The organism is Candidatus Babeliales bacterium, from assembly GCA_035455925.1.
Taxonomy (GTDB): Bacteria; Babelota; Babeliae; order Babelales; family Vermiphilaceae; genus SOIL31.
In genome coordinates this window covers 69,924-94,950 of sequence record DATIEE010000031.1, presented here as the reverse complement: position 1 = coordinate 94,950, position 25,027 = coordinate 69,924, and the positions used below count along the sequence as shown (strand labels likewise).

Genomic DNA, 25,027 nt, shown 5'->3' with positions numbered 1-25,027 from the left:
ATTAAATTAATATCTTTTGTAGTGCCATCTTCAAGCCTAATGGTTACATAACCACCAATACATATCGGTTCTTCCTGTTGAGTAATTTGAAAGTTTTTTGGTAAATCAGGATAAAAATAATGTTTACGATCAAAGGTAGATTTTTTATTGATAGTACAATTAGTTGCAAGTCCTGCTAAAATTGCATAATCGATTACTTTCTTATTTAGCATCGGCATTGTACCAGGATAACCAGCACAAATAGGACATATATGTATATTAGGGTCTTGGCTAATTGCATTGGGACAGGAACAAAATATCTTTGTATTTGTAGTAAGTTGCACATGCACTTCTATGCCAATTTTTGCTTCATATGTTGGGTATGTATCAAGTATAGAGGTATATTTTGTCATAAGTTAATCCTTAGAAAGATACTGATAGACTGATAGTATGTTATAAATTAGTATATTAGTTTTTTTCAATTTTGTATTTATCAACAGGAAGTTCTTTGTTGCTTAATAGGGTAATTTTAATGTTATAACTGTTTTCTAATTTCAAAATTGCATCATATTCAACTGATGTTATGTAATTAAAAACCTGGGTATTGATCTGGAGTCCAATTTTTTTCCCTGGAGAAATAGTTTTTAGCTCATCTTTAACCGCGCGAAGTATTGCATAACTTTCCGTTTGATACGATTTAATAAATCCTAATCCATGACATGTTGGACAATCCGTAGTTAGTTCTTGAACAAGTGTTTTTCCTGAACGCTTACGCGTCATTTGGACTAAACCAAATTCTGATATCTTTAGTACTACAGATTGAAACTTATCACGTTCCTTCAGTATTTTTTCAAAAAAACTAAAAACTTTTTGGCGATTGGCAATTATTCCCATATCAATAAAATCAATAACAATAAGCCCGCCTATGTTACGTAATTTAAGCTGTTGAACAATTTCTTCAGCAGCTTCAAGATTTGTCTTTAAAATTGTTTCTTCAAGATTCGTTTTGCCGATAAATCTTCCCGTATTAACATCAATAACCGTCATCGCTTCTGTTGATTCAATGATAATAGAACCACCAGACTTAAGAGACACTTTTTTCTTGAGAGCTTGTTCAATCTGTTTTTCAATACCAAATGCTGAAAATATATTAATAGTATCATTGTACGATTGAATAACATGAGCAAACTCAGGAGCAATGTTTTTAGCGAATTTATATAACTCATTCTGACTTTTTGTAGAATCAGTAATAATTGCCTCTATGCTGCTATCTAAGTGATCACGAATAATTTGTAACACGAGTGGTAAGTCTTCATAAATCTTTTCTGTAGGCTTTGCGCTTGCAAATCTTTTTTCTATACTATGCCATTCTTGTACAAGATATGTTAAATCATTTATAAGGTCTTTCTCTGCGCAACCATCAGAAGTTGTTCTAATAATTGCTCCCATACCTTCGGGTAAACGCTCACGAACAATATTTTTTAAACGAGTTCGCTCGTCACGATTTTCAATTTTTTTTGAAACTCCAATACGAGGAATATTGGGCATAAGAACAATAAATCTACCAGGAAGAGTAAAGCAGGTGGTAAGCTTTGCTCCTTTCTCATGGACAGGTTCTTTACTAACCTGCACAAGAATTGGTTCGTTTTCTTTTAAGATTTTACTGATATCTCGTTTTTGAGTTATTTTTTTTTCTATTTTAGGCTGTTCTTCTTCATCGTCTTCAAGATGTATACTTATTTTTTGCATAGCGAGCTCTCTGTCAATTTCTGAAATATGAAGAAAGCCTGCTTTTTGTTGACCAAACTCAATAAAGGCGGTTTGAATACCGGGAAGAACTTTGGTTACTAGTCCTTTAAAGTATGCACGTTCAAGAACTTCATGGGTAGGAGCCGAAAAATAAATATTTTGCAGCTTACCATTAGTAATAATAGCTATGCGTATTTGCCACGAATTATCGTTGATAATAATTTTTTTCATAATGTAACTGAGTAGAGATTTATACTATTTTTTATTCATTTTCCATAATGTACTAGGCTCTTTTTATTTAATATATAGATTATGTGCAATATTGGGTAGAAAAATGGTTAAAAATGTGTTAGATTTTGATCAGCATTGAGTAAATTGAAGTAAAATCTGTTTTTTTAAGGATATTCTGATGAAAAAAATTTCCATTTTGGCTATTGCATTAATTGTAAGTTTACCTGGTTGCTTTGGAAGAAAAAAAGAATCAGCAAAACCAGTACGAAAAAATGATGTTGAAAGATACATGCAAACAGATGGTAATGTTAATGATTTAGAGAGCTTTGATGGTGAGGACATGGACGATTTAGATGACTTATTAGAGAATGATGATACGGATTTATCAGACGAAGAACTCGCAGATCTTGACAGCTTTGATATTAATGAATTAGATACGCCTATGGATGAATATGAAGATGAGATTGATGAAGATATAATGGATGATTCAGCAGAATATGCGTGGATAGACGCTCAAACCGATGACGAATTTAAAAAACTTTATTTCTCATTCAATCATTATGGTATTAAACCTGATCAAAAAGAGACAATGAATTATAATATAGAACAAGTTAAACAGTTAGTTGCTGAATCTGGCAGCGCAGCTCAACCAACGATTGTTATTGAGGGTCATGCATGCCAAGAAGGTGCTCCTGCATATAACTTGGCATTATCAGAAAAGCGTGCAAAAAATGTAGCTGATTTCTTTGTTGCTGCTGGTGTAGATAGAAGTACTATCAAGGTAGTTGGTCGTGGCCAGGAATGTCCAATTGCTCGAGATGGTAAAGCTATTAACGGATCACGTGAAGATCGTGCACCAAACCGTCGTGTTGAAGTACGCGTAATTTATACATAAAATTGTTTTAGATATAAAATAAAAAGAGAGTAATCCATATATTTGAAATTTCAAATATATGGATTACTCTTTTTTATATTATTTTTTGAATTAAGGATAATAATTCTTCTTGGCAGTTCTTTTTTTGTAATTTTTTTATGTTTTTTTTATAGCTTAATAGTTCCTGTTGCTGTTTTATTAGAAATGATACCTTAGATGTGATTTGAGTATAATCTTTGATTTGATCACCCATGTGATGTTTTTTAACAAAAATATGATTAAACTTTTCCCAGGGAAGTAGTGGATACGTTGTTGCGTCAAGTAATATAGGAAGATCTGTGTAAAGAGCTTCACAAAGGCTCATGCTACCTGCTTTTGATATAAGAATATCTGCCATAATCATGTAATCTATTATACGTTCAGTGAATTCAATAATTGATACTGAAATATTCTCTGGTAGAGATAAATCATCTATTATCTGTTTACTGTGTTTATTTTTTCCTATGCATACAATAAGGTGAATAGGAATGGATATTTTGATAAGCTGAGTTATATTCTTTTCTATATCATTTGACCCATGAGATCCCATAAGAATCATTATAACAGGCTTGTTGCTTGCAATAGTGTAGTGGTGCTTTAGCTCAATTTTGCTTTTTGGTTTAAAAAAGTCTATGTGTAGCGGCGCACCAATAATAAAGCACTGTTTTTTTGGTATCAAAGCATTTGTTAGAGGAAGCATTATTTGTTCATCATCAAACATAAGTCCAATATAAAAGTGTTGATAGGTAGGTTGTGTAATTTTATTAATAAATGTCGTAACATCTAAATCTGTTGGTATAAGTAAAAAAGGAATATTTAATTCTTGTACAACATCAAGAATAATGTAGTTGAGAATAGGAATGACTGAAATTATAAGATCAGGCTTAGTTGTAATGCAATAGCTATAGAGCAAATTATATATACTTTTTCTTCTCATGTTTATATACCATTTTCCAAATGAATAGAACCAACAAAGTAAACGAAAACGTTTTTTTATTATGAGTAGATTATATAGCTGTTCACCAGAATATGTATGTAGCGTTATGATAGAAAAAATATCAAGATGATGGAGTATCTCATCAAAAACATTGATGGATTGAGCTTGATAGTTATTTTTTAAGTAAGTTTCAATGGCAGAACTTGCTGTAGTATGTCCCCCTCCGCCACAGCTTGTGAAAATAAGAACTTTTTTATTCACTATAATGCCTAATTTTCTCATTTTCCCCTTCTTCATAGGGTTGATCTAGAAAAAAAGGACGTAATTTTATAACTAAAAAAGGTCGTAAAGTAATTAATCTTTTATAAAAAAGTCGTGATAGTGGATCCATGATTTGAGCGCATACATAGACAGGGTCCTGTCTATGTTTTTGATTTATTATTGCGTTCTTTAAATCACTCCAACGTACTTTTGCAATTCTATCTTTTTCTGTTGTATGACGATGTCTTTTTGCAATACGATGTTTATCATAACGAGCTTTTTCTTTGTTGCGGGCATCATAAAAATTATTAAATAAATCAGTTTTATGCTGATTAAAATTAACGATATAGGTAACATTTTTGATAGAATTATTTTTTGCATATAATTTGTTTTTTTCTTTTGAATATGAAATTACTGCCCAGCTGTTTTCATTAACAAAAGTTTTTGTATTCTCAAAGTTCCAGCCTAATGCTTCTTGTAAAATACCTTCTTCGAGAAATTCTCGTGAAGCAGTATCTAAAGGATTTATTTCACCCTTATCTCGGCCACCACTAAAATCATCATATTTATATCTTTTAGTTATGCCATATGCCTCTCTGCTGAGAATTGCGTATTTTATGTTTCTGTGAGTAAATGTAGGCAATACTGAAGCAGATTTATAATTACATGGAAGGATTTGAAGTTCAGGAGAAACTTGCAGTTCATCGGTACGTACTATATATACATTTAATGTAAATAACAGTGATATAAAAATTATTTTAGTATTCATATGATTCTTTCCTTTATTATATTCTTTGTTTAGATTTAATATAACAAGAAGACATTCATATATTAAACAGTTTTTATAAAATTTCTTGTTGAATATTTTATTTTCCAACACAAAATTCACGAAACACAGCATCCATACCAGCTTCACTTATTGTTTTACCGGTTAATTCTGATAATAAAGATAGTGCATCATTAAGATGGTATGAGACAAGTTCGTAGTCAGTAGTATCAGTTAGCATATTTATTATGATCATTAAATTGCTTTCAAGAGAAAGTATATTGGCATAGTGCCGCTGATTAAGTAAAAAAGGAGACCCAATAGATTGGAACAACGTAGTAATTTTTTCCTGAATTGCTTTTTCAACTGAATGAATACTGTCTTTATCGGCAATACTGGTGACATATGCTATTTTATCGCATAATAATTGATGTGGTTGTTGAGGTAGATCTGCTTTAGTAAATACAATGATAATTTTATCATTGTATCGGATAAGTAGCTCTTCATAAATAGTTGTTTCAACAATAGTAATTTTTTGTGATCCATCACATACAAGAAGAATAATATCAGCCTTATGCGCTTCTTGATGTGAGCGAGTTATACCTATCTGCTCAATAATATCATCAGTTGTGCGAAGACCAGCTGTATCAATCATAGTCCAATAGTTACCGTTTTTATATAATCCCGCTTCAATTGCATCTCGTGTTGTACCAGCAATATCAGTTACAATTGCACGTTCTTGGTCAAGTAGTGCATTAAACAATGATGATTTGCCAGCATTAACAGATCCAATAAGAGCGATTCGAATGCCACTTCTAATGTGTTGTTGTTGGTTGAAGTTCTTTTTAAGGTACGTAACGGTTTCTAGAATAGTAGTAATAATTTCTTTAATGTCATGATTGAATTCCATATTCTCTTCATCAAGAAATTCAAAACTTGCTTCTGATAACGCCAAGGCTTTAATAAGTTGCTGTTCTATAGAAGCAACCCATTGAGTAAAGCTACCTTTTAGTTGAGATAATGACTGTTTAAGCGTCAGTTGCGTATTTGCGTGAATGAGTTCATTGATAGCCTCAGCTTGGATAATATCAATTTTATTATTGAGTACTGCACGACGAGAAAATTCACCTTCTTGAGCTGTACGCGCGCCCGCATTGATAGCAATTCTAATAATATTTTGAATAATAAATGGATTGTTGTGGCAAGTTATTTCTATCGTATCATCGCCGGTAAAGGTATGAGGAGCACGCATCAATAAAAAAAGCACTTGATCAATATGTACGCCTTCTTCATCAATGATCCACCCATAATGAATAGTATGTGTTGCCTGAGAGCTTATTTTTTTATTTCCAGGAAGTTTGCTTATCAGATCAACAATAGCAAACACTGTATGGCCAGAAAGACGCAATAAAGCAATAGCTCCACTTCCGTGCGGTGTACATTGAGCGATGATCGTGTCATTAAAAGTACTGTATAGCATAACACGCTACTCAGGACGAATTAAAACAACTTTAAGGTCTTTAATTTCTTGTTTGTATTGGTTGCGCAAGGATGATGTAATAAGGTGAGCTAAGCTCCGAAACAACTGTTTTTCATGCGTTGGATCAGTGATTAATGGTACATTAAAGGTAAATTTTAAATTTTTACCAGCAATTTCTGAATTGAAAGTAACTGATTCCATTTTCATAAGCACCAAGACATGCTTAAGCCAATTTTGTGCAGCATTAACCATTGTGTCATTCCATGTAGAAGGTACACGAGGCGATTTTTCTTGATGGGGAGTAGCTGCAGTTTTTGGTTTTTCGGCTATTTTATTTGCGGCTGATGGTGTAATAGTGTGTAATTGTGTTTGCTTTGCAGTAACTACAGAACGTGCTTGTTGCTCTAGTTGTTTATTGTTATTGTTCTCATGATGCGGTTGACTTTTTGACGCTTGTTCTGCTGGAGTAGTTTTTTGTTTAATTTCACGAATTTCAGGACGACATTCTTTTATCTCTTGGCGCGCTTTTGGCAATGAAGATTTTTCATGTATAACTGGTTTATCAGTAAAAAAAATACCTATTTTTGCAGGTTTTGTTGTCATTCCAAAAAAATTTCTTTCTTCTTTTTCAAAAATTTTGATTGAAAATTCTTTTGGACTTCCTGCTTGATCCCATGCCTTTTCAATGGCTTTTATTATTGATGATGCTTGTTCGATGATAGATTTCATGAAATGGTCCTGTGTGAAGATAAACAATTATAAAAAAGGAAAATTTTGGAGCGAGAAACGGGATTCGAACCCGCGACCTTTGCCTTGGCAAGGCAACGCTCTACCAACTGAGCTATTCTCGCTTAAAGATTTATCTCTTTAATAAATAAAAGAGTACAATGATAAAGTAGCATGAATGTAGTTTTTGTCAATAGAAAATAGATATTACTTTAATTATTTCAGGAGATGAAGGATATGGTTGATTATTTTGTAGGAATAGTAAATGAATTTCAGGATCAAGAAATCATTCTTGAGTTAGGTATGATGGGTATTACACTGCACGTAGCAACAGCACAATCATTCGAAAAAAGTATTCCAATTAAGGTTTATAGCTATTTTCATTGGAATGCGGAAAACGGCCCAACCCTTTTTGGTTTTATGCTGCCACTGGAACGTTCTGTTTTTCGCATTATCATTAGTTGTTCTGGTATTGGTCCTAAAATAGCATTAGCAATTTTAGCTGATTTAGGAGCTCAGAAATTTTTGCATGCTATTTCAACTGGTGATGATCAGATGTTGAATAAAGTAAATGGTATCGGCAAAAAAAAGGCAGAACAAATTATTGTGCAATTAAAACATAAAGTAGCAACGCTGATAGAATCAGGTTCTGTGGATGTTAATGAAATGCAAGACGCATCACATTTTCATGATGTTTCATTGGCCTTACAGTCATTAAATTATTCTCGGATGGAAATTGGGCGTGCGATGGATTATTTAAGAAAAAGTACAAAAATAGATAAGATAGCGTTTGATGTTTTATTGCGTCAAGCTCTATCTTATCTATCTAAACAATTATAATTTAAAAAATGACTTTATTTTCGTTTTTTTATAGCTTCTATTTCTGCATAGAGATCTTTAAAGGTTTTTTCGCAGTTATCTTGATCTGAATCGAATGCTTGACATCCGAGGATTAAGGAGTCTATTTGTTCTCTGACTGCTCTTATATCAAGAAGCTTCTCTTCTTTTGTTGATTTTTTATGTTGATCGTCAAGAAGTTTTAATTCTTTTTGTTCTTTTATTTTAAGATTATTTTGAATTTCAAGCTCCTGTTGTTTTCTTTTTTCTAAATCTCCTGTAAACCAATCAATACCATAATCTATTCCTTGATCAATTTTTTTACCCGCAACTTGAGTTAACACTTGTATGGTGGCAGCTTTTGCAATTTGGGTGCTAGAATTATTTTTTTCTTCAAGTTCGTATCTTAAGGTATTGTTTTTAATTTGATTGTCATAGAAATCATTTTTTTTATTAAGAAGATCTATTTTTGCTTGAAGATCAGGATCATTCGCTTTATTTTCGGGTTGCGACCCAAGATTATTTTGATCATTATTTTGATTAGAGTTATCCATACAGCTTACATTAGCAGAAATACAAACACTTACTATTAATAAGAATAAAAGATTTTTTTTTACTGTCATTAGTCATTCCTATGGCAATATTGGTTAAACATTTTTTTTGCATCATTACATTCAGCTTCGATAGCTTTGTCTAAAGAATTTAGATAAACATCATCCTGCAAGGATTGTTTGTCTAAGAATTTATTGTAGTTATTAATTTGTGAAATAATACTTACATATTCTTCATGAGCAGGGTTTTTAGAAAGCAGTTTGTTAATTATAAGGTTGGTTATTTTTGTAAAACAAAAAAATTGACTATCATGTTTAATGCACTTATCAAAACATTGTTTGACATGAAGCCAGGTTGGCCTGAAATTTTCATAGGAAGTATTTTCATTTTTAGTTTTAGTTATTTTAGATAAAAGTTTTGAAATTGAATAATCTGTTTCGGTCATTTCTTGTCGTTGTTTTGGTCGGTCATCATTTATAACATTAGTTGCATATCTTGTTAGCTCCTCAGCGAAATCACCTTTGTTTTTATCGGGATGAACTTGAAGTAGTATTTTACGGCTATTTTTTTTATGGTCAGGATTATTGGGATTACACAAGTCAGCGATTATATTTTTTGCTTTATTTAGGTCTTGAGATGTATGTTTAGGTTTTTGTATTAATGTCGTAAAGTTTTTCCAGTTATTGTCCATGGAAAACAAATTACTAAAATGCAATGAACAAAAAATCAATATCACTAAAATTTTTTCAGTTTTAATTTTTTTCATGTATACCCCTATGAAATTTTCGCATATACTTTAATATTCTTTTTTGTGCTTGATATGCTTCATCAAGGCAAACTTTATCAATTGATTTATTAATGCGATCAATTGATGCGAATTTCATATCTAATTCATTTATATCTGTTTTTATTTTTTGATTTTGTGTCAATAAAAATGTTTGCAAAACGTCTTCTTTTTTTAATAGTCTATTGCCTAAATTTTTAGTGAGACTAAAAATCGTTTGATCAGCAAGTATTTCTTGTAGCGATACTTTGGTGTAATCATAATTTGTTTTAGGAAGTATATTAAATTTCGTCATTAATATATTATTAGAGTACCAGTCGTACGTTATTTCTATTTCTACACTAAAAGAACATGCTATATTCAAAAAGGTCAGCATAGTCATTAATAAAGCACTAAAAGCTACTATTCGATTCATCATTTTTCTATTAATTTTGCAGTAAGCCAGTTTTCTTTTTCTTGCATAATTTTATCGCTACTTTCTGTGTAGTGATCATATCCAAGAAGATGGCAGATGCCGTGGCACAATAATGTGCGTAGATGTTCATTTATTGTTTTGTTCTCTTGTTCACACAATCCTTTAATATATTCAAGTGAAATAATCAAGTCGCCTACATTCTTATCATCTTCGGTTTCAATTATAATACTTTCTCCGGGTTGTAGGTCGGGGTGAAAAGGAAAAGATAAAATATCCGTTGGCTCATCTTTACTGCGAAAATCACGATTAAAACATTGAATAGCTTGATTATCTGTTAATAAAATACCTAAATCAAAATCTCCATATCCCATCAGAGTTAATACTTTTTGAGCATCTTGCTCAAATTGATTTATGCTAAGATCTGTAATGCATTCTTCATTATTTATATTAACCATTGTGCGATCTCTTTATTTTTAACGTAGGTATTTATTCCTTTTAGTGTTGATTAAAAATGAAAAAAAATCAAGCGGATAAGCTATTTTTCTTATTCAAGTACTAAATGCGCATGCCATACATCATTAGTTTTAATCAATTCTGGATGTTTGTTATCCTGTTCGTTATAGGTAATGTTGAGCGCCTGCGTGATGCCGCAAATAAGTTGATTATGTTCGGCAAGATCATCTCCAAGAACACTATTTGCTACAAAAACATGCATTGTTTGTAGCGGGGTTTTGAGGGAAATTTGTTGTTCTGATTTAAGTTTACGTACTTGCGTTGCTAAAGTAATGACCATGTTTATTATTGTGGCATCAGATTCAAAAGCATATAGTATATGCACATCCTGGTAACGTGTTTGGTGGAGAGAAGGTATAGCTTCATGATGAACATAAAGTTCTTGGTAAAGCATTTCTGTAATATGCGGTAAATATGGTGCATATAATTGCAATATACGTAATCCTGCATGATATAGCGTCCAGCGAGTAGCATTAACTGCATTTTCGGGATATTGTTCTGGATTGAAAAGTTGATTTTTAATTAATTCTATATAGTTGTCACAAAAATCATTCCAAAAAAAATGTTCTAGAACATCAAGCGCAAGCCCATATTCGTGTTGTTCAAAATGATGCTGATATTTAGTAAAACATGCAGAAATAGTGTGGAGTAACCATTTATTCACTGCGCCTAATGTATCAGGAGTGGTATGCGGCGTGGTAAAGTTTATTATATGAGGCTCAGCAAAACGAAATGCATTCCATAATTTGGTAATTAGTTTTTGTCCAATGGTAAGTTGTTCTTCTGAGAACATCATATCATGTCCTAATTTTCCTGAAGCTGTCCAATATCTGATGGCATCAGCGGGATATTTTTGTAGCAATATAATAGGGTCCATGGTATTGCCATCTTTTTTGGACAATTTTTCTTTTTTATCGCTAAGCACATGCCCAGATATGACAATACTTTTCCATGGCGCAACACCATGATGCATCCATGTTTTGACGATAGTATCAAAAGCCCACGTACGAATAATATCATGTGCTTGTGGTCGCATGCTCATGGGAATGAATTGATTATGCGTATCATTCGATACAGTGGCTGTAAAAGGTGAAAAATCTGTGTCTGAACTTTTTGTTTCAAGTAAATTTTGACAAATATATGGTGTGAGCGATGAAGTATTCCAGGTATCCATAACATCAGTATCAGGCTTAATATTGCTGCTGTTACAGTTAGTGCAAGAGCCTTTATAAGGAACTTCTTGTGGATCGATAGGCAGTTGATCTGCGCGAGCAAGTAGAATTGCACCGCAATCTTGGCAGTGCCATGCAGGAAACGGTATGCCATAAAAACGCTGACGTGATATTCCCCAATCCCATGCTAAATTTTCAACCCAATCGTTATAGCGCGATTTCATAAACGTAGGATGCCAGTCGATAGTGTTAGCGCTGTCTAAAAAATTTTGTTTATACGGTAAAATAGAAATAAACCATTGCGGTAGTATTGTAAATTCTATTTCTTTTTTGCAGCGCTCATGAACGCTGACATTATGAGAAATTGGTTCTTGTCGTATGACAAGATTTTTTTCTTTAAGTTTTTCAAGCACTGCAATCCGGGCTTCGGTGACTTTCATTCCGTGTAGAAATCCTGCATTATCAGTACATTTACCATCTAACCCAATAACACGATGATACGGAAGATTATGTTTTTTATACCAAATTATATCTGTTTTGTCGCCAAAGGTGCATACCATTACAAGGCCGCTTCCTTTTTCAATTGCAACAAGTTCATCTTCGAGAATAGGCACTGTTTGGCCAAAAAGTGGTACAATTGCACTTTTATTGCGTAAATGAGTGTAACGAATGTCTGCAGGATTATAGAGTAATGCAACGCATGCAGGCAATAGTTCTGGGCGAGTTGTTGCTATAATGAGGTTGTTGCCATCGCTATCTTTGAAAATAATATCATTGAATAATGAAGGTAATATTTGATCATCAAGTTCTGCTTGCGCAACAGATGTTCGGCAGGTAGTGCAATAAAGTGCTGGTTCTTGTTTGCGATAAATATAGTTTTTTTTAAAAAGCTCAATAAATGATTCCTGCGATATTTTACGTGAATTAGATGATATTGTTGAATATGTTAAACTCCAATCAGCTGAAAGCCCCATTTTTTGCCATAATTTTTTAAATGTATTGGCAGCATCATGAGATTCTTGCATGCAAAGATTAATAAATTCAGAACGAGACATCTCATGCCCCCGAATGTTACGTTTTTTTTCAACATATCGTTCTGTTGGAAGGCCATTATCATCAAACCCAAATGGATAAAATACTGAAAAACCGTTCATTCGTTTATAGCGTGCGATAATGTCAGTTTGTGTATATGAAAAAATATGACCAATATGTAAAGTGCCCGAAACAGTTGGTGGAGGGGTGTCTATACTAAATAGTTTGCCGGGATTGTTTTCCATAGCATACGTGTTGTCATTTTCCCATTGTTGTTGTATGCGTGCTTCACATGATTGATGATCGTATTTTTTTTCCATTGATTGCTTTACTGGTTAAATTACATAATAGTTTTTTTATTAGTATACCTTGTTCGCCATGATGCGACTAGTTTTAGCTTAACGTAAGCCACATAACGTTGCCATCGAATGTATTTGTGAAAAATTGACATAATTTCTGTCTGTGTTATATTTATGATAATAAATTTAAAATCGTATCAATAGTATTAAGAGTGCTAGTGGAAAAATTAGCTAATGATAAATATTTGTAATAATATCTCTTTTAAAGCAATTGCCTGGCTTTTTTTAACGCACTATCCCTTGCCAATGATGCAATCAATTAAAAAACCTTTGTCCCAAAATTATTTTCATAAGCTTAATGGACTCTGTTACACCGATAATTGTGCTTTTATAGACAAAATACAAACAATGCAGTGCGCTGCTCTTATTGCCTACTATCGACTCACGAACAGAAAATCGCATTTGAGTAAAGTAATGGATCATATTAAAAAGGAAATTACTGAATTTGAAACTACATTACTTGTACTAGAACAGGAAGCGCTTAATGCTATTAAAAAGAAGTATCAGATGAGTGATATCGTGTGGAGTAGGTGTTTATATGATATACAGCAGACTAAACAATCTTATATCACTGGAATGACACAAAAATATACTACTGTCATTCACGATGAAAAAATTCCTCACAACATCTTCGAAATACTTATTACATTGCTCAAAAAAAATAACATAAACCCAGACAGCGTCCATCTACACATGATTTCTGATCAAGAGGAAATTGAAGCAAATCCATCGCACATTGCATACACGAAAAGCTTTATTAACGTCCTACCAGAAAATGGTATAGAAAAAGATCTTAATATTAGTCATGATTATATCCCTGCCGAAATAAAATTATTTCCGCGCATAACAAATTGTCAATTAACTACCGAAATAGCAAGTAAGTGCGCTCATGAAATTCAACATCTAGTACAGCAGCATGCGCTTTCTGAGCTTATTATTACTGAATATTTATATTATTATTATGGTATTGATGCAGTAGAATTTAAAAAAAGTTCAGAATATCAACGACTTTCTTGTATCCATGAAGCACAAGCGGAGATATTTTCTGCAACAAAAGATGCTTACATTGCTGAATGTTTTAAAGTAATGCGCTTAAAAAGTTATTATCCTGATCATCTCTATGAGGAACACTTTTTTCATATTTCTACCATTGCTATGCTATGGAAAGTTTATGCATGGCTTGAATATTTTTACTAAAAAAGTTTTAATAACAATCAACATAAAGGTGGTAAATAAATGAGTACAGTAACTATGAAAGCAGTCTTTATTTTTTTGAGTATAACTTTTTTTGCATCGACATGTGGCATAGAAACATATAGAGAAAAGATATACAAAAAATGTATTGAAAATATAAAAATTTACAAAATGGGTGTAAATATGATTGATGGTACATTAAAAATTGTATCAGAGGTTATCGCATTGTTTGTTCATACCACACATAATAAAAGAGTAGCTCTTTATTTTGAAAATGAAGCAGATCAACGTATCAATAATATAAGAAAAAATCTGATTAATAAACAAAAAACAACAATTGAAAATATTGCAATTGATTTTGGTGCAACTAAGGAAGAGTTACAAAGCGAGATCGCATTTTTTAATCAATTTTTAGAACTTTCAACAATATACATGTCTCAACCACATAGCCATATAGTTCCCATGCAATTAGACTCAGAACTATTTTTTTTGTTTGAAGATACTAATGTTCACCCAAGTAATATCGAAATAATAATTTCATTAGAACCAAATAATGAAAATCATAATAGAATTGCTACCGCTAACAAATTAATTCCAAAAATAAACATCACAAATAATAATATAAGTTCGGTAGATGCTCAAAAACTTCCATCTATAATTATTTATCCAAAATTTTTTTCGTTATCAGATAAGCAAAAAAAAGCTACCCTTGCTCACGAAATAGGACATATTGCATCACAACATGCAACAATCCAAGACAATATTATTAACGCCATAGAATATTTTGCTGATGTAAAGCAAGAGCAAATAATGAATAACAAAAACTATAAACAGCTAATAATAATACATGAACAACAAGCCGATATTTTACACAAAAATCCAAAAACAGCAGAGCTTATGAGGCAGTATCGAGCTACTGGTTATTACCCAAAATGCCTTTTTTTAAAACATTATTGGCAACTTGCTCAAATTGATGAATTATATAAATTTTCAGAAAAACTTAGAAACTACAGTTCTGATATGCATAATTAATGTTGTGTAACAGGTAGCATTACATTCATATTATCAGGTTAAAATAAATCAACTGCGTTTTCTGCTATTAATTTTTCTTCATAATTTTTTAATTAAAAAATTGATGTTGCCACCAAACTTTAAGAAGAGCGCTAAACATACGCAATCCACCGCGCAACGTTAATTTACTATCAGCTTGATCATGCCACGTTGTTGGAATTTCTCTAATTGTGTAATGAGATTTTTTACATAAATAAAGTAATTCAACATCAAAAGCCCATTGAGTCACTGTCAACTGTGAATTAATATGTTCAAGTACTGCGCGTTTAAATAATTTTGCACCACACTGCAAATCATAATATGATAATCCAAATAACAACCATACAAACGGTTCATAAATAATACGACTTCCATAACGTTTATATGCAGGACGAGGGGGATATATTTGCGCTCCAGGGATATAACGACTCGCAATAACGCCATCATTATTGCCGATATTAGTAACAAGATCATAAAATGCATCAGGCGCAGTTGCCATATCAGCATCAACAAATCCAATGAGATCGTTATCACGTGTTAGGGCATTAGCAAATCCTGCTTTTATAGCAAATCCTTTGCCGGCTTGTTCTAAATCAAGAATGATGATTAAGTGATCATTTAGATCATTACGTACACGTTCAATAACATCAAAAGTTTTATCGGTGCATCCATTGAGGACAATAACAAGTTCAAAAGAAATATTTTTTTTTGTAAAAAATTGATAATAGGCACGCACTGTTCTTTCAATGCGATTTTCTTCATTATGCGCGGGAATGATAATGCTTATTTTCATGAGTCTAATAATATAATTAATAATATAGCACCAGTATAATATTTATTTTTATAAAAAGAAAAAAAATTATAAATTTAGAAAGTAGAATACAATTTTTTCTTTTATATATTATACTAAGCGCTGTAGAAAAATAATTTTTTTATAAATTAGAAAGGAAAAATTCAAACGATAGATCAACAGAACCTAGTTATTATTACCATAATAAAAAAATATTTTATTCACGTTTTTTAAGGACATATTTATGCAAAAAAAATTATTACTCGTTCTAAATGTTGTATTATTTTCTGGATTAACTAATTCTATCACAATAAACGCTGGTACAATAAAAACTGCTGCAATTATTGCAGGAATTGGAGCTATAGGTGCTGGTGGAAGTTATGCTAAAGATATGAACAAAGAATATGCAGAGGCTGAAAAAGATCCGGACACAAAATTACTTTTAGTAAAAGCTGGTGCGGCAATTACAATGGTAATTGGTGCTGAATATGTATCAGCTAGTAATGGTTCAGGGTCAGATTTAGCAGAAAATTTAATTAAAATTGCTGTTGGCGTTGTTGCTTTTGGAGCACATTCTGATAGAATTGCTCGTTGCGCACGTTATATACCACTTTTAGGTGATGTTATTACAGACCCTATTGATCCTAAGACAGGTAAGGAAAATAAGCATATTGGAGCATGCGTTCGAACAATTATGACATATGTAGCATTAAAAGGATTAGCATTAGAAGGGCTTAAAGCGTGTACATCAGGGTCAATGATAAGTTGTAGTAAAAAAAAGAGTTAGTAGTTGATTCATAAACTGTTACAAAAAAGAAAGAGCCTTCTTAAATTTAAGAAGGCTCTTTCTTTTTTGTAATTATTTACTAGAAAAATAGATATTATAATTGTTGAGATAACTTTCATATATTTGTTGACAACCATCTCGCTCGGTTGGAGTTGTACCTGTTTTAGCGCATTCTCTGTATTCATTTATTTTTTGCTCAACATGTAAACGACGTTGTAAATCTTGAAGCACTAACTGCTGTCTTCTTTCTTCATTATCATTTAAGCGGCTTGCTGCTTTACTCTGTTCTTGTAATAGCGTTACTTCAACATAATTAGGATGATTTTTTAACTCAAGCTCTATTTGTCTTTCTTGTTTGGTAAGATTGATTACTTCAGGATCTTCAGTTAATTTATTAAATATATACGGCACTCCCACACTGAGCGCAATTTGGAGTAAAGTCCAAAAAAGTCTCGAAGACAACGTTTCTGTTGATGCTGTATCAGGGGCTGTATTCTTTCTTGTGTGTTTGATAACCAAATATAAGGGGTCACTAGATGTCCCTGCTGCAGATAGATTAGCTGCTGCTAATTTCTCCGCAAGTGTTAATCCAGCAGTATACATTCCATAACATTGCCAATTGAATGTAATAGTCGTAATAACAATAAAAAAAAATGATCTCTTTTGTTGTATTTTTCTGATATCAGACATAAGAAAATTCCCCTTGTGAAATAATATTTTTTTAACTAATATGTATTATTATAGTAAATAAATAAATCTTAATAAAGTGCCTTTATCGATGATCATATTCAATCCTCACAAAACAATAGATATTTTAAAGCAGTTTTTACCTGATAATCCAGTTATAGTTGAAGCAGGAGCATTCGATGGTAATGATACAAGAAAAATGTCTTTGCAGTGGTCAAATGGCATTATTCATGCATTTGAACCTCTTGATGAGATTTATCAACGGTTATACACAAATACTGCTTCCTTATCTAATATTTATTATCATTCTCTTGCATTAAGTGCGCATACAGGAACAGCACTTTTTTATGTTTCCGAGCGACCTACACGGCCAGGAATAGCTTCTCAGGCAGGATCATTACATAAACCAAAAGAACGATTATCACAATCACCGTTAATATTTCCACGTACGGCGATAGTGTCAACAGTTACCCTTGATGAATGGGCAGAGCATAATAAGGTTAATAACATTGATTTATTGTGGCTTGATACGCAAGGCCATGAACTTGCTATACTTAAAGCAGCACCTCATATGATTAAAAATATCAAAGTTATTTTGACCGAAGTTGCATTTATCGAAAGTTATGAGGGTCAATCACTTTATATAGATATTGTTGCATGGATGAATGAACATAACTTTGAACTTGTTGGATGCGACTTTGAAAAAACAACAGCATCTTTTTTTGGTAATGCACTTTTTATACATCGTGCATTTATTACGCAATAACTATTTTCTTTGTCTTCCATCTCGTGTTACTATTTGGGCGTTTTTTTATGGCTATAACATCAATTATTGATTTTCCATTAGTTAGTTTTTTAACACTTTCTGGATAAATAACTACTTTGTTATTGCCTAATCGTTGAACAAATCGTGAATAATGTGAACCGGGGCGAACCAAACAATCAAATTCCATCATGGAAAAGAAATCTTCTAAAACGTTTAATTTGTGGTTATTTTCTTCCATACGACAACCAAAAGTTATTTGATAATTTTTTAGTGCTTTTTTAAATTTTGTTAAAAGTTCTGCTGGCTCAAGATGATCAGTAAAAATATGTACATATAATTTTTCATTTTCAAACATTTTAGCTAATCTTTCTACTTGAGCAATAAAAAATTCATCGGGAACAAAGCGTAATGGACAACGCTCCTTTTCTTGCTCATTGTCAACAACAAAGCCCCCACCATTTCTTACGTGCACAGCTATTGAAACACACCCATCAGGAATAATAACTTTTTCTATCGGATAGCGAGGCATAATGTTTTTTTTCAGCTCTTTTATAAATACTGCATCAAACCAATCAATAACAACATCAGTTTTCCAATGGCTGATATAAAGTGTGTTGCTATTGGGTAATAATTTATAGTGTGATGACTGAGGTAAATGCATTACATGAGAAAAAAGTTGCAAATAATTGGTGGTATATATGTTTTCCTGCTCATGCATTATAAGTTCATCTGAGTGGGGAAACGGAAGATAAAGAAGTGGAATTTGATGTCTGTATGAAAGCCATTTTGCTTTTGAATATGAAAGAAGATTATCTCCAAATCGACCTCCGTTTGGTTCCCAGGTAATAGCGCTTTGAAAGTTTTGCCCTTCTTTAACGGCATCATTAATGCCAAATGATTGTGCACCGTAGATAAGCAGCATTGCAGTGCATAAAAATAAATTATTTTTCACTACATATCCTTTTTAGTTTTTTTTTATTTTTCTAATGATAAGGTAATAAACATAATAAAAAAAATACAATAACTTACAAAGGAGTTATCATGAAGTTTACAAAATATATTATCGTTCTTTTGTTTTTTGTTTTCTCGGATTATTGCTATGCTAATAAAAAAATAAAGCTGTATGCTTTATATACTCCATCGCATGCAATCTTAAAAGATACATTTTTTTTACCGTCTATTCAGGATGATTTTGAGATTATTTTTGAATTTTGTGATCAGACATGTCCTTCAGGAGATTTCATGGGACAAGGATGGACTGAAACTACTATTCAAAAAGTTAATCTTATTATTCGTGCAATTAAGGAAAATTGGGGATCTATTTTTATTTTTTCAGATGTTGATATTCAATTCTTTTGTCCAATTGAAGAAATGATTCTTAAATGCATGCACGGTAAAGATTTAATGATTCAAAAAAATACACCAAATGGAGTATTATGCACAGGTTTTTTTGCTTGTCGTGCCAATGAAAAGACATTGCAACTATGGATAGATGTAAAAAATATAATGGAACAGGATGTGTTACAAAGTGATCAAATTTCTCTCAATCAATGTATTAAAAGACATAGCAAACAAAACCCTTATAATCTTGTATGGGGTTATTTACCAACAAAATATTTCTTTGGTGGAGGAACATTCACGGGATGTTATTGGAAATCAGGGATGTCCTTACCTATACCGGCTAAAGCAATGATGCATCATGCTAATTTTACTAAAGGTATCAAAAACAAGATTGCACAACTAACCTATGTTCGAGATATAGTAAACAATAGAAAAAAAAATTAGCTAAAAAATAGACCTAACAGATTCATTTTTTAAGAACAGCCCTACTCGTGCAGATGCTGACGACACAAAATGCATTTCTTTTAAAAGGCTATATATATTATTAAAATGTAAATTTTTTATTTCTTGATATAAAATTGATTTTCGACAAAGAAAGGTATCTTCTCCTACCACAGTCTTTCGCCATTTATCTGATCCTTGGGAAAATTTCCAGGCACAAATGTTATCATCAAGAGGTATAAATCGTGGAGCCCCTTTATCTAATGAATGTCGATTAAGATAAAAACGATAGCTATATGTTTTTTCGAGCCAAAAAATATAGTGTGAAAAATCTAATGACTGAATAATAGAAGATGCATCAGTCATTATACAAACATGATTGCTCTTGCCCGTACTTAAATAATCTAATAAACGATTTTTTAAGTTTTTATTGCCATCTACGTCGTAAGGAATAAAGATTATATGGGGAAACTGCTTTTTAATTGATCGGCATAACTTTTTATTTTCTACAGTGTTTGTAAAAAATACATATATTGTTTCTATACCCGAAGTATGTTCTTGGATATTTTCTAAAACAGATTTTATATCAATAAAATTATAACGACATAATAGAAATAAATCCGTAGAAGCATTCTTATATTTAGCAAGCCTATCTTTTCTGGGTTGATAAAGAGCAGCGTAACAAGCTTTTTGTCTAATTTCACGAGCTGACGCAGTTTGAATAGATCGATCAACTTTGAATCCAACAATTTCCGAATATAAATTTCTTATATAAAGGATATCAGAAATAAATTTAATATGATTATGTGACATTTCAACCATGGGAAAATACATAGCAACATCATTGCTTGCTGGATAAAGGTCGCCTTCAAATCCTTCAACATTATCTGCAATGAGATCTTCAAGTTTAACAAGCTTAAATAACCATCCACGAAATGAACGTGGATGCATATAAATAAAGCTGTAATAGCGATAGGCTTGTTTACGTTGAATATGCTTTGGGATAGGTCGGCAATATCCCATTTCTTTATGACCCCATGCAAGTGCCTGAGAAGCGGGTACATTACGGTATTGACCATAGGTAAACCATATATTTTCATCATCATAAACACTATTGATATAGGAGAGAACATATAAATGAGCTAATGAATCATCACCATCAACCATAACAACAATTTCATCATCGTCACATTCATATAACATGCGATATAAATTAAATAATTTACGATAACGTTTCTCATTCTGAATAAAGATAATCCGGTCTTGAAAATTATTATCGATAATATATTTTTGAATAACATTAGCATTATTATCTGTTGAGCAATCATCGACAATTATAACTCTAAAATTATTATATTTTTGCATCATAATTGAATTGAGAGTGTTTTCGCTCCATTTCTCATTATTATAGGAACATACAACGACTACAATAGGTCGTTCAATGCTATATATAGCGTTTCCATAACAAAGAGATAATGCTACTAATATTATTGTATAATTCATCTTAATTTCCTTTTTTTTTTTATAAATAAAATCACTAATAATTTATAAAAAACAGTATCATATTTTAAAAAAAAAATCTTATTGTTAGTTGTTCAACAATAATAAAAGGCATGAAATAGTTGCTGATTTTTTCTAACTTATATTATGGTAGGGCATAGTAATGAATCATATTTATATTGAAAATTTATCTAAAAAAGGAGATTTATATGTGTATGTGCATTTTGCAGAAAATTTTTTTTCTTATATTATTTCTGGTCTCGTCATCACTGGTTAATGCGCAACATGATAAAATAATAACAATTATTGGCACGGGTTATGTTGGACTTGTTTCAGGTGCATGCTTTGCAGAAATTGGTAATTCTGTTGTTTGCGCTGATATCGATTCAGATAAAATAGAGCTTCTATCAAATGGAATTATGCCAATTCACGAAGAAGGCCTCGAGGCTCTTGTTAGGCGTAATGTTGACGTTGGAAGGTTAATGTTTACCGATAATGTTGCTGAAGCTATTAGTATGGGCGATATTATTTTTATTGCTGTTGGTACGCCTATGGGAGATGATGGTAGTGCAGATTTATCGTATATAGATGATGTTGTTAAAATGATTTCTGAAAATATAAATTCATACAAAATCATTGTCACCAAAAGCACTGTTCCTGTTGGAACAGGCAAAAAAATTCGAGCTCAACTAGAAAATATTTATGGTATTGACCCTAGCTTATTTAGTATTGTTTCTAATCCAGAATTTTTACGCGAAGGTCGTGCGGTTCGTGATTTTCTTAATCCAGATAGATTAGTTATAGGAACTGATTCAGATAGTGGACTTATCGCTTTGTGTGAGGTTTATGAAGCGCTTATTGCTGAAGGCATTCCGTATGTAATTACTGATGTGCAAACGGCTGAAATGATTAAATATGCATCAAATGCTTTTTTATCAGTAAAAATAAGCTACATTAATGAAGTTGCTAATTTATGTGATGCAACTGAAGCTGATGTAAAAACAGTTGCATATGCTATGGGCTTAGATCATCGCATAAGTCCTGCGTTTTTAAATCCAGGTCCTGGATTTGGTGGATCTTGTTTTCCAAAGGATTCTCAAGCTATAGTTCATATTGCTCATCAACATAATTTACCTTTTCATACTGTTCAAGCAGCATTAGATGCAAATGTTATTCAACAAGGAAAACCGGTCGAAAAACTACAGGTTCTTTTGAAAAAAGAACGCAATGAAAATATTGCTGGAAAAACAGTCGCCGTTCTTGGTCTTGCATTTAAAGCTGATACTGATGATGTTCGTTATTCTCCTGCAATTAAAACGATCAGTTTATTACAAGAACTGGGAGCAATAGTAAAGGCATACGATCCAATTGCAATAGATAATATGCGAAAAATATTTCCTGATTTAACGTATTGCACATCTGCATATCAAGCTGCTGCTGAAGCTGATGCTGTTATTATTATGACTGATTGGGATGATATTAAACAGATTGATTTTGCACGATTAAAGAAGGTAATGTGTTATCCAATGATTATTGATGCTCGTAATATAATAAATCCAGAAATATTAAAACAACTTGGATTTGCATGTGATACAATTGGACAAACGCATTTATGTAAAAAACGCAATAAATATGTACGAACATTGGTTCCTATACGTGTTTGTAAACGTATATCATCAATAAAATTCCCTCCCAAATATCGTTAATATTTGTTTTTTTTAATAAAATGAGGAATATTAAATAGTATATTTCTCATTTTATTAAAAACTATATTAAGAATCATATGTACAAAAGATTATTTTTAATTGTCCTATTCATTTTCTCTCATTATATAAACGCATCACAAGCTAAAGATAATATAATTAAATTTGCATCTAACGTAGATTCGATGGATAAAGCTATTGAAGCATCAATGAATAGAAAGATATACAACAAAGTATTGAGCAATGTTGCTATACCATCTTTAATCATAAGAAATCATGGATCACAAGAATACCGTGTTGATATTGGTTATAGTTTTTCATTCGAAAAACTTACTCGTGTTCATACGGATTGTTCTGATTTATTTGTCGCTGAACATATAAAGAAGGAAGGTGATAAATTATCTATTATAATGATGAGAGATAGTAGAAAAAAGCAAACAACACATGAATTATATTTTGCAATACGAATAGAAAAATTAGAAATTGATAGTATAAAAAACTTAGATGATGAAAAAATATGTTTAACGTTGTCTGATAGACTAACAGTGTATAACTGTGAACTTAATAAAAGGGAATTATTGCGTATTATAAATGGAGGTTGGAGCACTACGTCTCTCATAGGTATTGGTAGTGGAGTATTTGGTGTTATTGTTCTTCTTGCTTACTTTAAATTTTGGTTAAAATAAAATGCATAAAAAATTGTTTTTAATTGTTTTTTTCGTTGTTTGTCCGTTGGTAGCATCTCAACATGAAAATAAGGCAACAATTATATATGTTCCTGCTGGTGGAACATGTCAGAATTGTCAGTGGAATTGGAAGATTATGCCCTCTTGTAATAATATTGAAAAGGATAAAGCTATATATAAAGTTTCTCCTGTGCTTATTAACAACAGGAATGAGGGGGGGGTTGATTATGACAAAAGTGCACAAGAGCTGGTCTTGACAGGTATTAAATACGATGAACCTACCTCGAAGCTTTATTCCACTATCACTCTCAGAATAAAAGAAAACTTATTTCGTAAACAACTTTCTGATATTTCTGATGATGGAGAATTTATTGTTATTAAATTATCAGATCCAACATTTCAAAATCAAAATAATGATAAATATTTAGCAATACGGAAACAATTAATCAAAGTATATTTACCTGACAAATCAATATCAATCAGTAGGCCTGTTGTAAATAATCAAACAACAGATAATACAAAGATTAACGAATTAAGTTGGGGTACAATTTTTGGTATTGGTGCAATTGGAATAGGTATTATTGTGGCAATTTATTTTAAAATGAGAACAAAATAAATTTAATAATTCTATGAAATATATATACATAGCTAACTGGAAAATGAATTTAAGTTTTACGCAAAGTATCGATTTTTGTGAAGATAATTTTATACTGTTACAAGAATTATCAAACAACGCTACCGTTGTGTTGTGTCCTTCATTTGTTGCACTTGCATCACTTGCTACAAAGCTAAAAAATAGTTCAATTGCTATTGGGGCACAAAATTGTTCTGAATATGAAACAGGAGCATATACTGGTGAAGTATCTGCTCTATCACTTGCACAAGTTGGCACTGCATATTGTATAGTGGGGCATAGTGAACAACGTATGTATCACAATGAAACTACAGAAAAAATTATAAAAAAAATAAAACTTTTATATCATTACAACATTAATCCGGTATTATGTATTGGTGAAACATATGATGATCTTATAAATAACCAAACACATACTGTATTAGCAAATCAATTAACACCGATTCTTATTGCAATAGCTCAAGAAAAAAATGATAAAAAAAATATTATTGTTGCATATGAACCTTTGTGGTCAATTGGAACGGGTATGATTCCAGAGCCACAGCAATTAGTTACTATTTTTGCATATCTTGCACAACTAATACCTACAATTCTTCCTGATTATTCTGTTCAATTATTATATGGCGGTAGCGTACAGAAAAATAACAGCGTAACATTAAAAAAAAATCCTTATATCAATGGTTTTTTGATTGGTAATGCAAGTATCAATTTCAAAGAATTTAGCGCTATAATAATAAATTAA

26 protein-coding genes and 1 tRNA gene are annotated in these 25,027 nt (G+C 31.8%); 11 read left to right on the top strand and 16 right to left on the bottom strand.

The window, feature by feature from the left end; all coding sequences use genetic code 11:
• The coding region (locus VLB80_05280) for a hypothetical protein (protein HSC25595.1) at positions 1 to 392 on the bottom strand (392 nt) is incomplete at its 3' end.
• Positions 393 to 447: 55 nt separating this feature from the next.
• Positions 448 to 1,959 (bottom strand): Rne/Rng family ribonuclease, encoded by a 1,512-nt coding sequence (locus VLB80_05275; protein ID HSC25594.1) that lies wholly within the window; start codon positions 1,957 to 1,959, stop codon positions 448 to 450.
• Between the two features lie 178 nt (positions 1,960 to 2,137).
• Here VLB80_05275 and VLB80_05270 point away from each other — a divergent pair, with 178 nt between their 5' ends.
• Positions 2,138 to 2,854 (top strand): OmpA family protein, encoded by a 717-nt coding sequence (locus VLB80_05270; GenBank protein HSC25593.1) that lies wholly within the window; start codon positions 2,138 to 2,140, stop codon positions 2,852 to 2,854.
• A 73-nt stretch (positions 2,855 to 2,927) separates the two neighbouring features.
• Here the strand turns inward: VLB80_05270 and VLB80_05265 are convergent, their stop codons facing one another.
• From VLB80_05265 to VLB80_05245, 5 genes are all read right to left on the bottom strand, one after another.
• Complete coding sequence (locus VLB80_05265) at positions 2,928 to 4,091, bottom strand: glycosyltransferase (protein HSC25592.1); 1,164 nt, start codon at positions 4,089 to 4,091, stop codon at positions 2,928 to 2,930.
• On the bottom strand, positions 4,063 to 4,839 hold the full coding sequence (locus VLB80_05260) for a hypothetical protein (protein HSC25591.1): 777 nt from the start codon (positions 4,837 to 4,839) through the stop codon (positions 4,063 to 4,065). Before VLB80_05260 ends, VLB80_05265 begins: the two co-directional genes overlap by 29 nt.
• 97 nt (positions 4,840 to 4,936) lie before the next feature.
• Positions 4,937 to 6,316 carry a tRNA uridine-5-carboxymethylaminomethyl(34) synthesis GTPase MnmE gene (gene mnmE, locus VLB80_05255; GenBank protein ID HSC25590.1) on the bottom strand — a complete coding sequence of 460 codons (1,380 nt, stop codon included), beginning with the start codon at positions 6,314 to 6,316 and terminating at the stop codon, positions 4,937 to 4,939.
• Between the two features lie 6 nt (positions 6,317 to 6,322).
• Positions 6,323 to 7,045, bottom strand: a complete 723-nt coding sequence (locus VLB80_05250; GenBank protein ID HSC25589.1) for a hypothetical protein — start codon at positions 7,043 to 7,045, stop codon at positions 6,323 to 6,325.
• A 46-nt stretch (positions 7,046 to 7,091) separates the two neighbouring features.
• Positions 7,092 to 7,167: transfer RNA gene (locus tag VLB80_05245), tRNA-Gly, on the bottom strand.
• 112 nt (positions 7,168 to 7,279) lie between these two features.
• Here VLB80_05245 and ruvA point away from each other — a divergent pair.
• Positions 7,280 to 7,882: a Holliday junction branch migration protein RuvA gene (gene ruvA / locus VLB80_05240; protein HSC25588.1), complete on the top strand. Its 603-nt coding sequence runs from the start codon at positions 7,280 to 7,282 to the stop codon at positions 7,880 to 7,882.
• A gap of 14 nt (positions 7,883 to 7,896) precedes the next feature.
• Here ruvA and VLB80_05235 read toward each other — a convergent pair whose 3' ends face one another.
• The 5 genes from VLB80_05235 to VLB80_05215 form a co-directional block, all read right to left on the bottom strand.
• Positions 7,897 to 8,502: a hypothetical protein gene (locus tag VLB80_05235; GenBank protein ID HSC25587.1), complete on the bottom strand. Its 606-nt coding sequence runs from the start codon at positions 8,500 to 8,502 to the stop codon at positions 7,897 to 7,899.
• Positions 8,502 to 9,197 carry a hypothetical protein gene (locus VLB80_05230; GenBank protein ID HSC25586.1) on the bottom strand — a complete coding sequence of 232 codons (696 nt, stop codon included), beginning with the start codon at positions 9,195 to 9,197 and terminating at the stop codon, positions 8,502 to 8,504. Before VLB80_05230 ends, VLB80_05235 begins: the two co-directional genes overlap by 1 nt.
• Positions 9,184 to 9,630, bottom strand: a complete 447-nt coding sequence (locus VLB80_05225) for a hypothetical protein (GenBank protein ID HSC25585.1) — start codon at positions 9,628 to 9,630, stop codon at positions 9,184 to 9,186. Before VLB80_05225 ends, VLB80_05230 begins: the two co-directional genes overlap by 14 nt.
• A complete protein-coding gene (ybeY, locus tag VLB80_05220; GenBank protein HSC25584.1) occupies positions 9,630 to 10,085 on the bottom strand; it encodes an rRNA maturation RNase YbeY in 456 nt (151 codons plus the stop codon). The genes VLB80_05225 and ybeY overlap by 1 nt, the downstream gene beginning before the upstream one ends.
• 89 nt (positions 10,086 to 10,174) lie before the next feature.
• A complete protein-coding gene (locus tag VLB80_05215; GenBank protein ID HSC25583.1) occupies positions 10,175 to 12,667 on the bottom strand; it encodes a valine--tRNA ligase in 2,493 nt (830 codons plus the stop codon).
• 213 nt (positions 12,668 to 12,880) lie between these two features.
• On the opposite strand from VLB80_05215, the gene VLB80_05210 reads away from it, so the two are divergent.
• Positions 12,881 to 13,903 carry a hypothetical protein gene (locus tag VLB80_05210; GenBank protein HSC25582.1) on the top strand — a complete coding sequence of 341 codons (1,023 nt, stop codon included), beginning with the start codon at positions 12,881 to 12,883 and terminating at the stop codon, positions 13,901 to 13,903.
• A gap of 39 nt (positions 13,904 to 13,942) precedes the next feature.
• Positions 13,943 to 14,932 (top strand): hypothetical protein, encoded by a 990-nt coding sequence (locus tag VLB80_05205; protein HSC25581.1) that lies wholly within the window; start codon positions 13,943 to 13,945, stop codon positions 14,930 to 14,932.
• 88 nt (positions 14,933 to 15,020) lie between these two features.
• Here VLB80_05205 and VLB80_05200 read toward each other — a convergent pair whose 3' ends face one another.
• On the bottom strand, positions 15,021 to 15,743 hold the full coding sequence (locus VLB80_05200; protein HSC25580.1) for a glycosyltransferase: 723 nt from the start codon (positions 15,741 to 15,743) through the stop codon (positions 15,021 to 15,023).
• 241 nt (positions 15,744 to 15,984) lie between these two features.
• Here VLB80_05200 and VLB80_05195 point away from each other — a divergent pair, with 241 nt between their 5' ends.
• Complete coding sequence (locus tag VLB80_05195) at positions 15,985 to 16,527, top strand: hypothetical protein (GenBank protein ID HSC25579.1); 543 nt, start codon at positions 15,985 to 15,987, stop codon at positions 16,525 to 16,527.
• Between the two features lie 72 nt (positions 16,528 to 16,599).
• Here the strand turns inward: VLB80_05195 and VLB80_05190 are convergent, their stop codons facing one another.
• A complete protein-coding gene (locus tag VLB80_05190; protein HSC25578.1) occupies positions 16,600 to 17,217 on the bottom strand; it encodes a hypothetical protein in 618 nt (205 codons plus the stop codon).
• Positions 17,218 to 17,305: 88 nt separating this feature from the next.
• Between VLB80_05190 and VLB80_05185 the strand changes: the two genes are divergently transcribed.
• Entirely contained in the window at positions 17,306 to 17,980 is a 675-nt protein-coding gene (locus VLB80_05185; GenBank protein HSC25577.1) for an FkbM family methyltransferase, read from the top strand.
• On the opposite strand, the gene VLB80_05180 is transcribed toward VLB80_05185, so the two are convergent.
• On the bottom strand, positions 17,970 to 18,932 hold the full coding sequence (locus VLB80_05180) for a hypothetical protein (GenBank protein HSC25576.1): 963 nt from the start codon (positions 18,930 to 18,932) through the stop codon (positions 17,970 to 17,972). The two genes, VLB80_05185 and VLB80_05180, sit on opposite strands and share 11 nt — an antisense overlap.
• 89 nt (positions 18,933 to 19,021) lie before the next feature.
• Between VLB80_05180 and VLB80_05175 the strand changes: the two genes are divergently transcribed.
• Positions 19,022 to 19,765 carry a putative nucleotide-diphospho-sugar transferase gene (locus VLB80_05175; protein ID HSC25575.1) on the top strand — a complete coding sequence of 248 codons (744 nt, stop codon included), beginning with the start codon at positions 19,022 to 19,024 and terminating at the stop codon, positions 19,763 to 19,765.
• On the opposite strand, the gene VLB80_05170 is transcribed toward VLB80_05175, so the two are convergent.
• Positions 19,766 to 21,265, bottom strand: coding sequence for a glycosyltransferase family 2 protein (locus VLB80_05170; protein HSC25574.1), 1,500 nt, complete (start codon positions 21,263 to 21,265; stop codon positions 19,766 to 19,768). It abuts the gene before it with no gap.
• Between the two features lie 206 nt (positions 21,266 to 21,471).
• On the opposite strand from VLB80_05170, the gene VLB80_05165 reads away from it, so the two are divergent.
• The 4 genes from VLB80_05165 (at position 21,472) to tpiA (ending at position 25,027) form a co-directional block, all read left to right on the top strand.
• Entirely contained in the window at positions 21,472 to 22,968 is a 1,497-nt protein-coding gene (locus tag VLB80_05165; GenBank protein HSC25573.1) for a UDP-glucose/GDP-mannose dehydrogenase family protein, read from the top strand.
• Between the two features lie 77 nt (positions 22,969 to 23,045).
• A complete protein-coding gene (locus tag VLB80_05160; GenBank protein ID HSC25572.1) occupies positions 23,046 to 23,651 on the top strand; it encodes a hypothetical protein in 606 nt (201 codons plus the stop codon).
• A 1-nt stretch (position 23,652) separates the two neighbouring features.
• Positions 23,653 to 24,267, top strand: coding sequence for a hypothetical protein (locus tag VLB80_05155; GenBank protein HSC25571.1), 615 nt, complete (start codon positions 23,653 to 23,655; stop codon positions 24,265 to 24,267).
• 13 nt (positions 24,268 to 24,280) lie between these two features.
• On the top strand, positions 24,281 to 25,027 hold the full coding sequence (gene tpiA, locus VLB80_05150) for a triose-phosphate isomerase (GenBank protein HSC25570.1): 747 nt from the start codon (positions 24,281 to 24,283) through the stop codon (positions 25,025 to 25,027).

Coding starts and splice junctions, on each gene's coding strand:
- VLB80_05275 (HSC25594.1), bottom strand. CDS start 1,959: ATGAAAAAAATTATTATCAACGATAATTCGTGGCAAATACGCATAGCT.
- VLB80_05270 (HSC25593.1), top strand. CDS start 2,138: ATGAAAAAAATTTCCATTTTGGCTATTGCATTAATTGTAAGTTTACCT.
- VLB80_05265 (HSC25592.1), bottom strand. CDS start 4,091: ATGAGAAAATTAGGCATTATAGTGAATAAAAAAGTTCTTATTTTCACA.
- VLB80_05260 (HSC25591.1), bottom strand. CDS start 4,839: ATGAATACTAAAATAATTTTTATATCACTGTTATTTACATTAAATGTA.
- mnmE (HSC25590.1), bottom strand. CDS start 6,316: ATGCTATACAGTACTTTTAATGACACGATCATCGCTCAATGTACACCG.
- VLB80_05250 (HSC25589.1), bottom strand. CDS start 7,045: ATGAAATCTATCATCGAACAAGCATCATCAATAATAAAAGCCATTGAA.
- ruvA (HSC25588.1), top strand. CDS start 7,280: ATGGTTGATTATTTTGTAGGAATAGTAAATGAATTTCAGGATCAAGAA.
- VLB80_05235 (HSC25587.1), bottom strand. CDS start 8,502: ATGACAGTAAAAAAAAATCTTTTATTCTTATTAATAGTAAGTGTTTGT.
- VLB80_05230 (HSC25586.1), bottom strand. CDS start 9,197: ATGAAAAAAATTAAAACTGAAAAAATTTTAGTGATATTGATTTTTTGT.
- VLB80_05225 (HSC25585.1), bottom strand. CDS start 9,630: ATGAATCGAATAGTAGCTTTTAGTGCTTTATTAATGACTATGCTGACC.
- ybeY (HSC25584.1), bottom strand. CDS start 10,085: ATGGTTAATATAAATAATGAAGAATGCATTACAGATCTTAGCATAAAT.
- VLB80_05215 (HSC25583.1), bottom strand. CDS start 12,667: ATGGAAAAAAAATACGATCATCAATCATGTGAAGCACGCATACAACAA.
- VLB80_05210 (HSC25582.1), top strand. CDS start 12,881: ATGATAAATATTTGTAATAATATCTCTTTTAAAGCAATTGCCTGGCTT.
- VLB80_05205 (HSC25581.1), top strand. CDS start 13,943: ATGAGTACAGTAACTATGAAAGCAGTCTTTATTTTTTTGAGTATAACT.
- VLB80_05200 (HSC25580.1), bottom strand. CDS start 15,743: ATGAAAATAAGCATTATCATTCCCGCGCATAATGAAGAAAATCGCATT.
- VLB80_05195 (HSC25579.1), top strand. CDS start 15,985: ATGCAAAAAAAATTATTACTCGTTCTAAATGTTGTATTATTTTCTGGA.
- VLB80_05190 (HSC25578.1), bottom strand. CDS start 17,217: ATGTCTGATATCAGAAAAATACAACAAAAGAGATCATTTTTTTTTATT.
- VLB80_05185 (HSC25577.1), top strand. CDS start 17,306: ATGATCATATTCAATCCTCACAAAACAATAGATATTTTAAAGCAGTTT.
- VLB80_05175 (HSC25575.1), top strand. CDS start 19,022: ATGAAGTTTACAAAATATATTATCGTTCTTTTGTTTTTTGTTTTCTCG.
- VLB80_05170 (HSC25574.1), bottom strand. CDS start 21,265: ATGAATTATACAATAATATTAGTAGCATTATCTCTTTGTTATGGAAAC.
- VLB80_05165 (HSC25573.1), top strand. CDS start 21,472: ATGTGTATGTGCATTTTGCAGAAAATTTTTTTTCTTATATTATTTCTG.
- VLB80_05160 (HSC25572.1), top strand. CDS start 23,046: ATGTACAAAAGATTATTTTTAATTGTCCTATTCATTTTCTCTCATTAT.
- VLB80_05155 (HSC25571.1), top strand. CDS start 23,653: ATGCATAAAAAATTGTTTTTAATTGTTTTTTTCGTTGTTTGTCCGTTG.
- tpiA (HSC25570.1), top strand. CDS start 24,281: ATGAAATATATATACATAGCTAACTGGAAAATGAATTTAAGTTTTACG.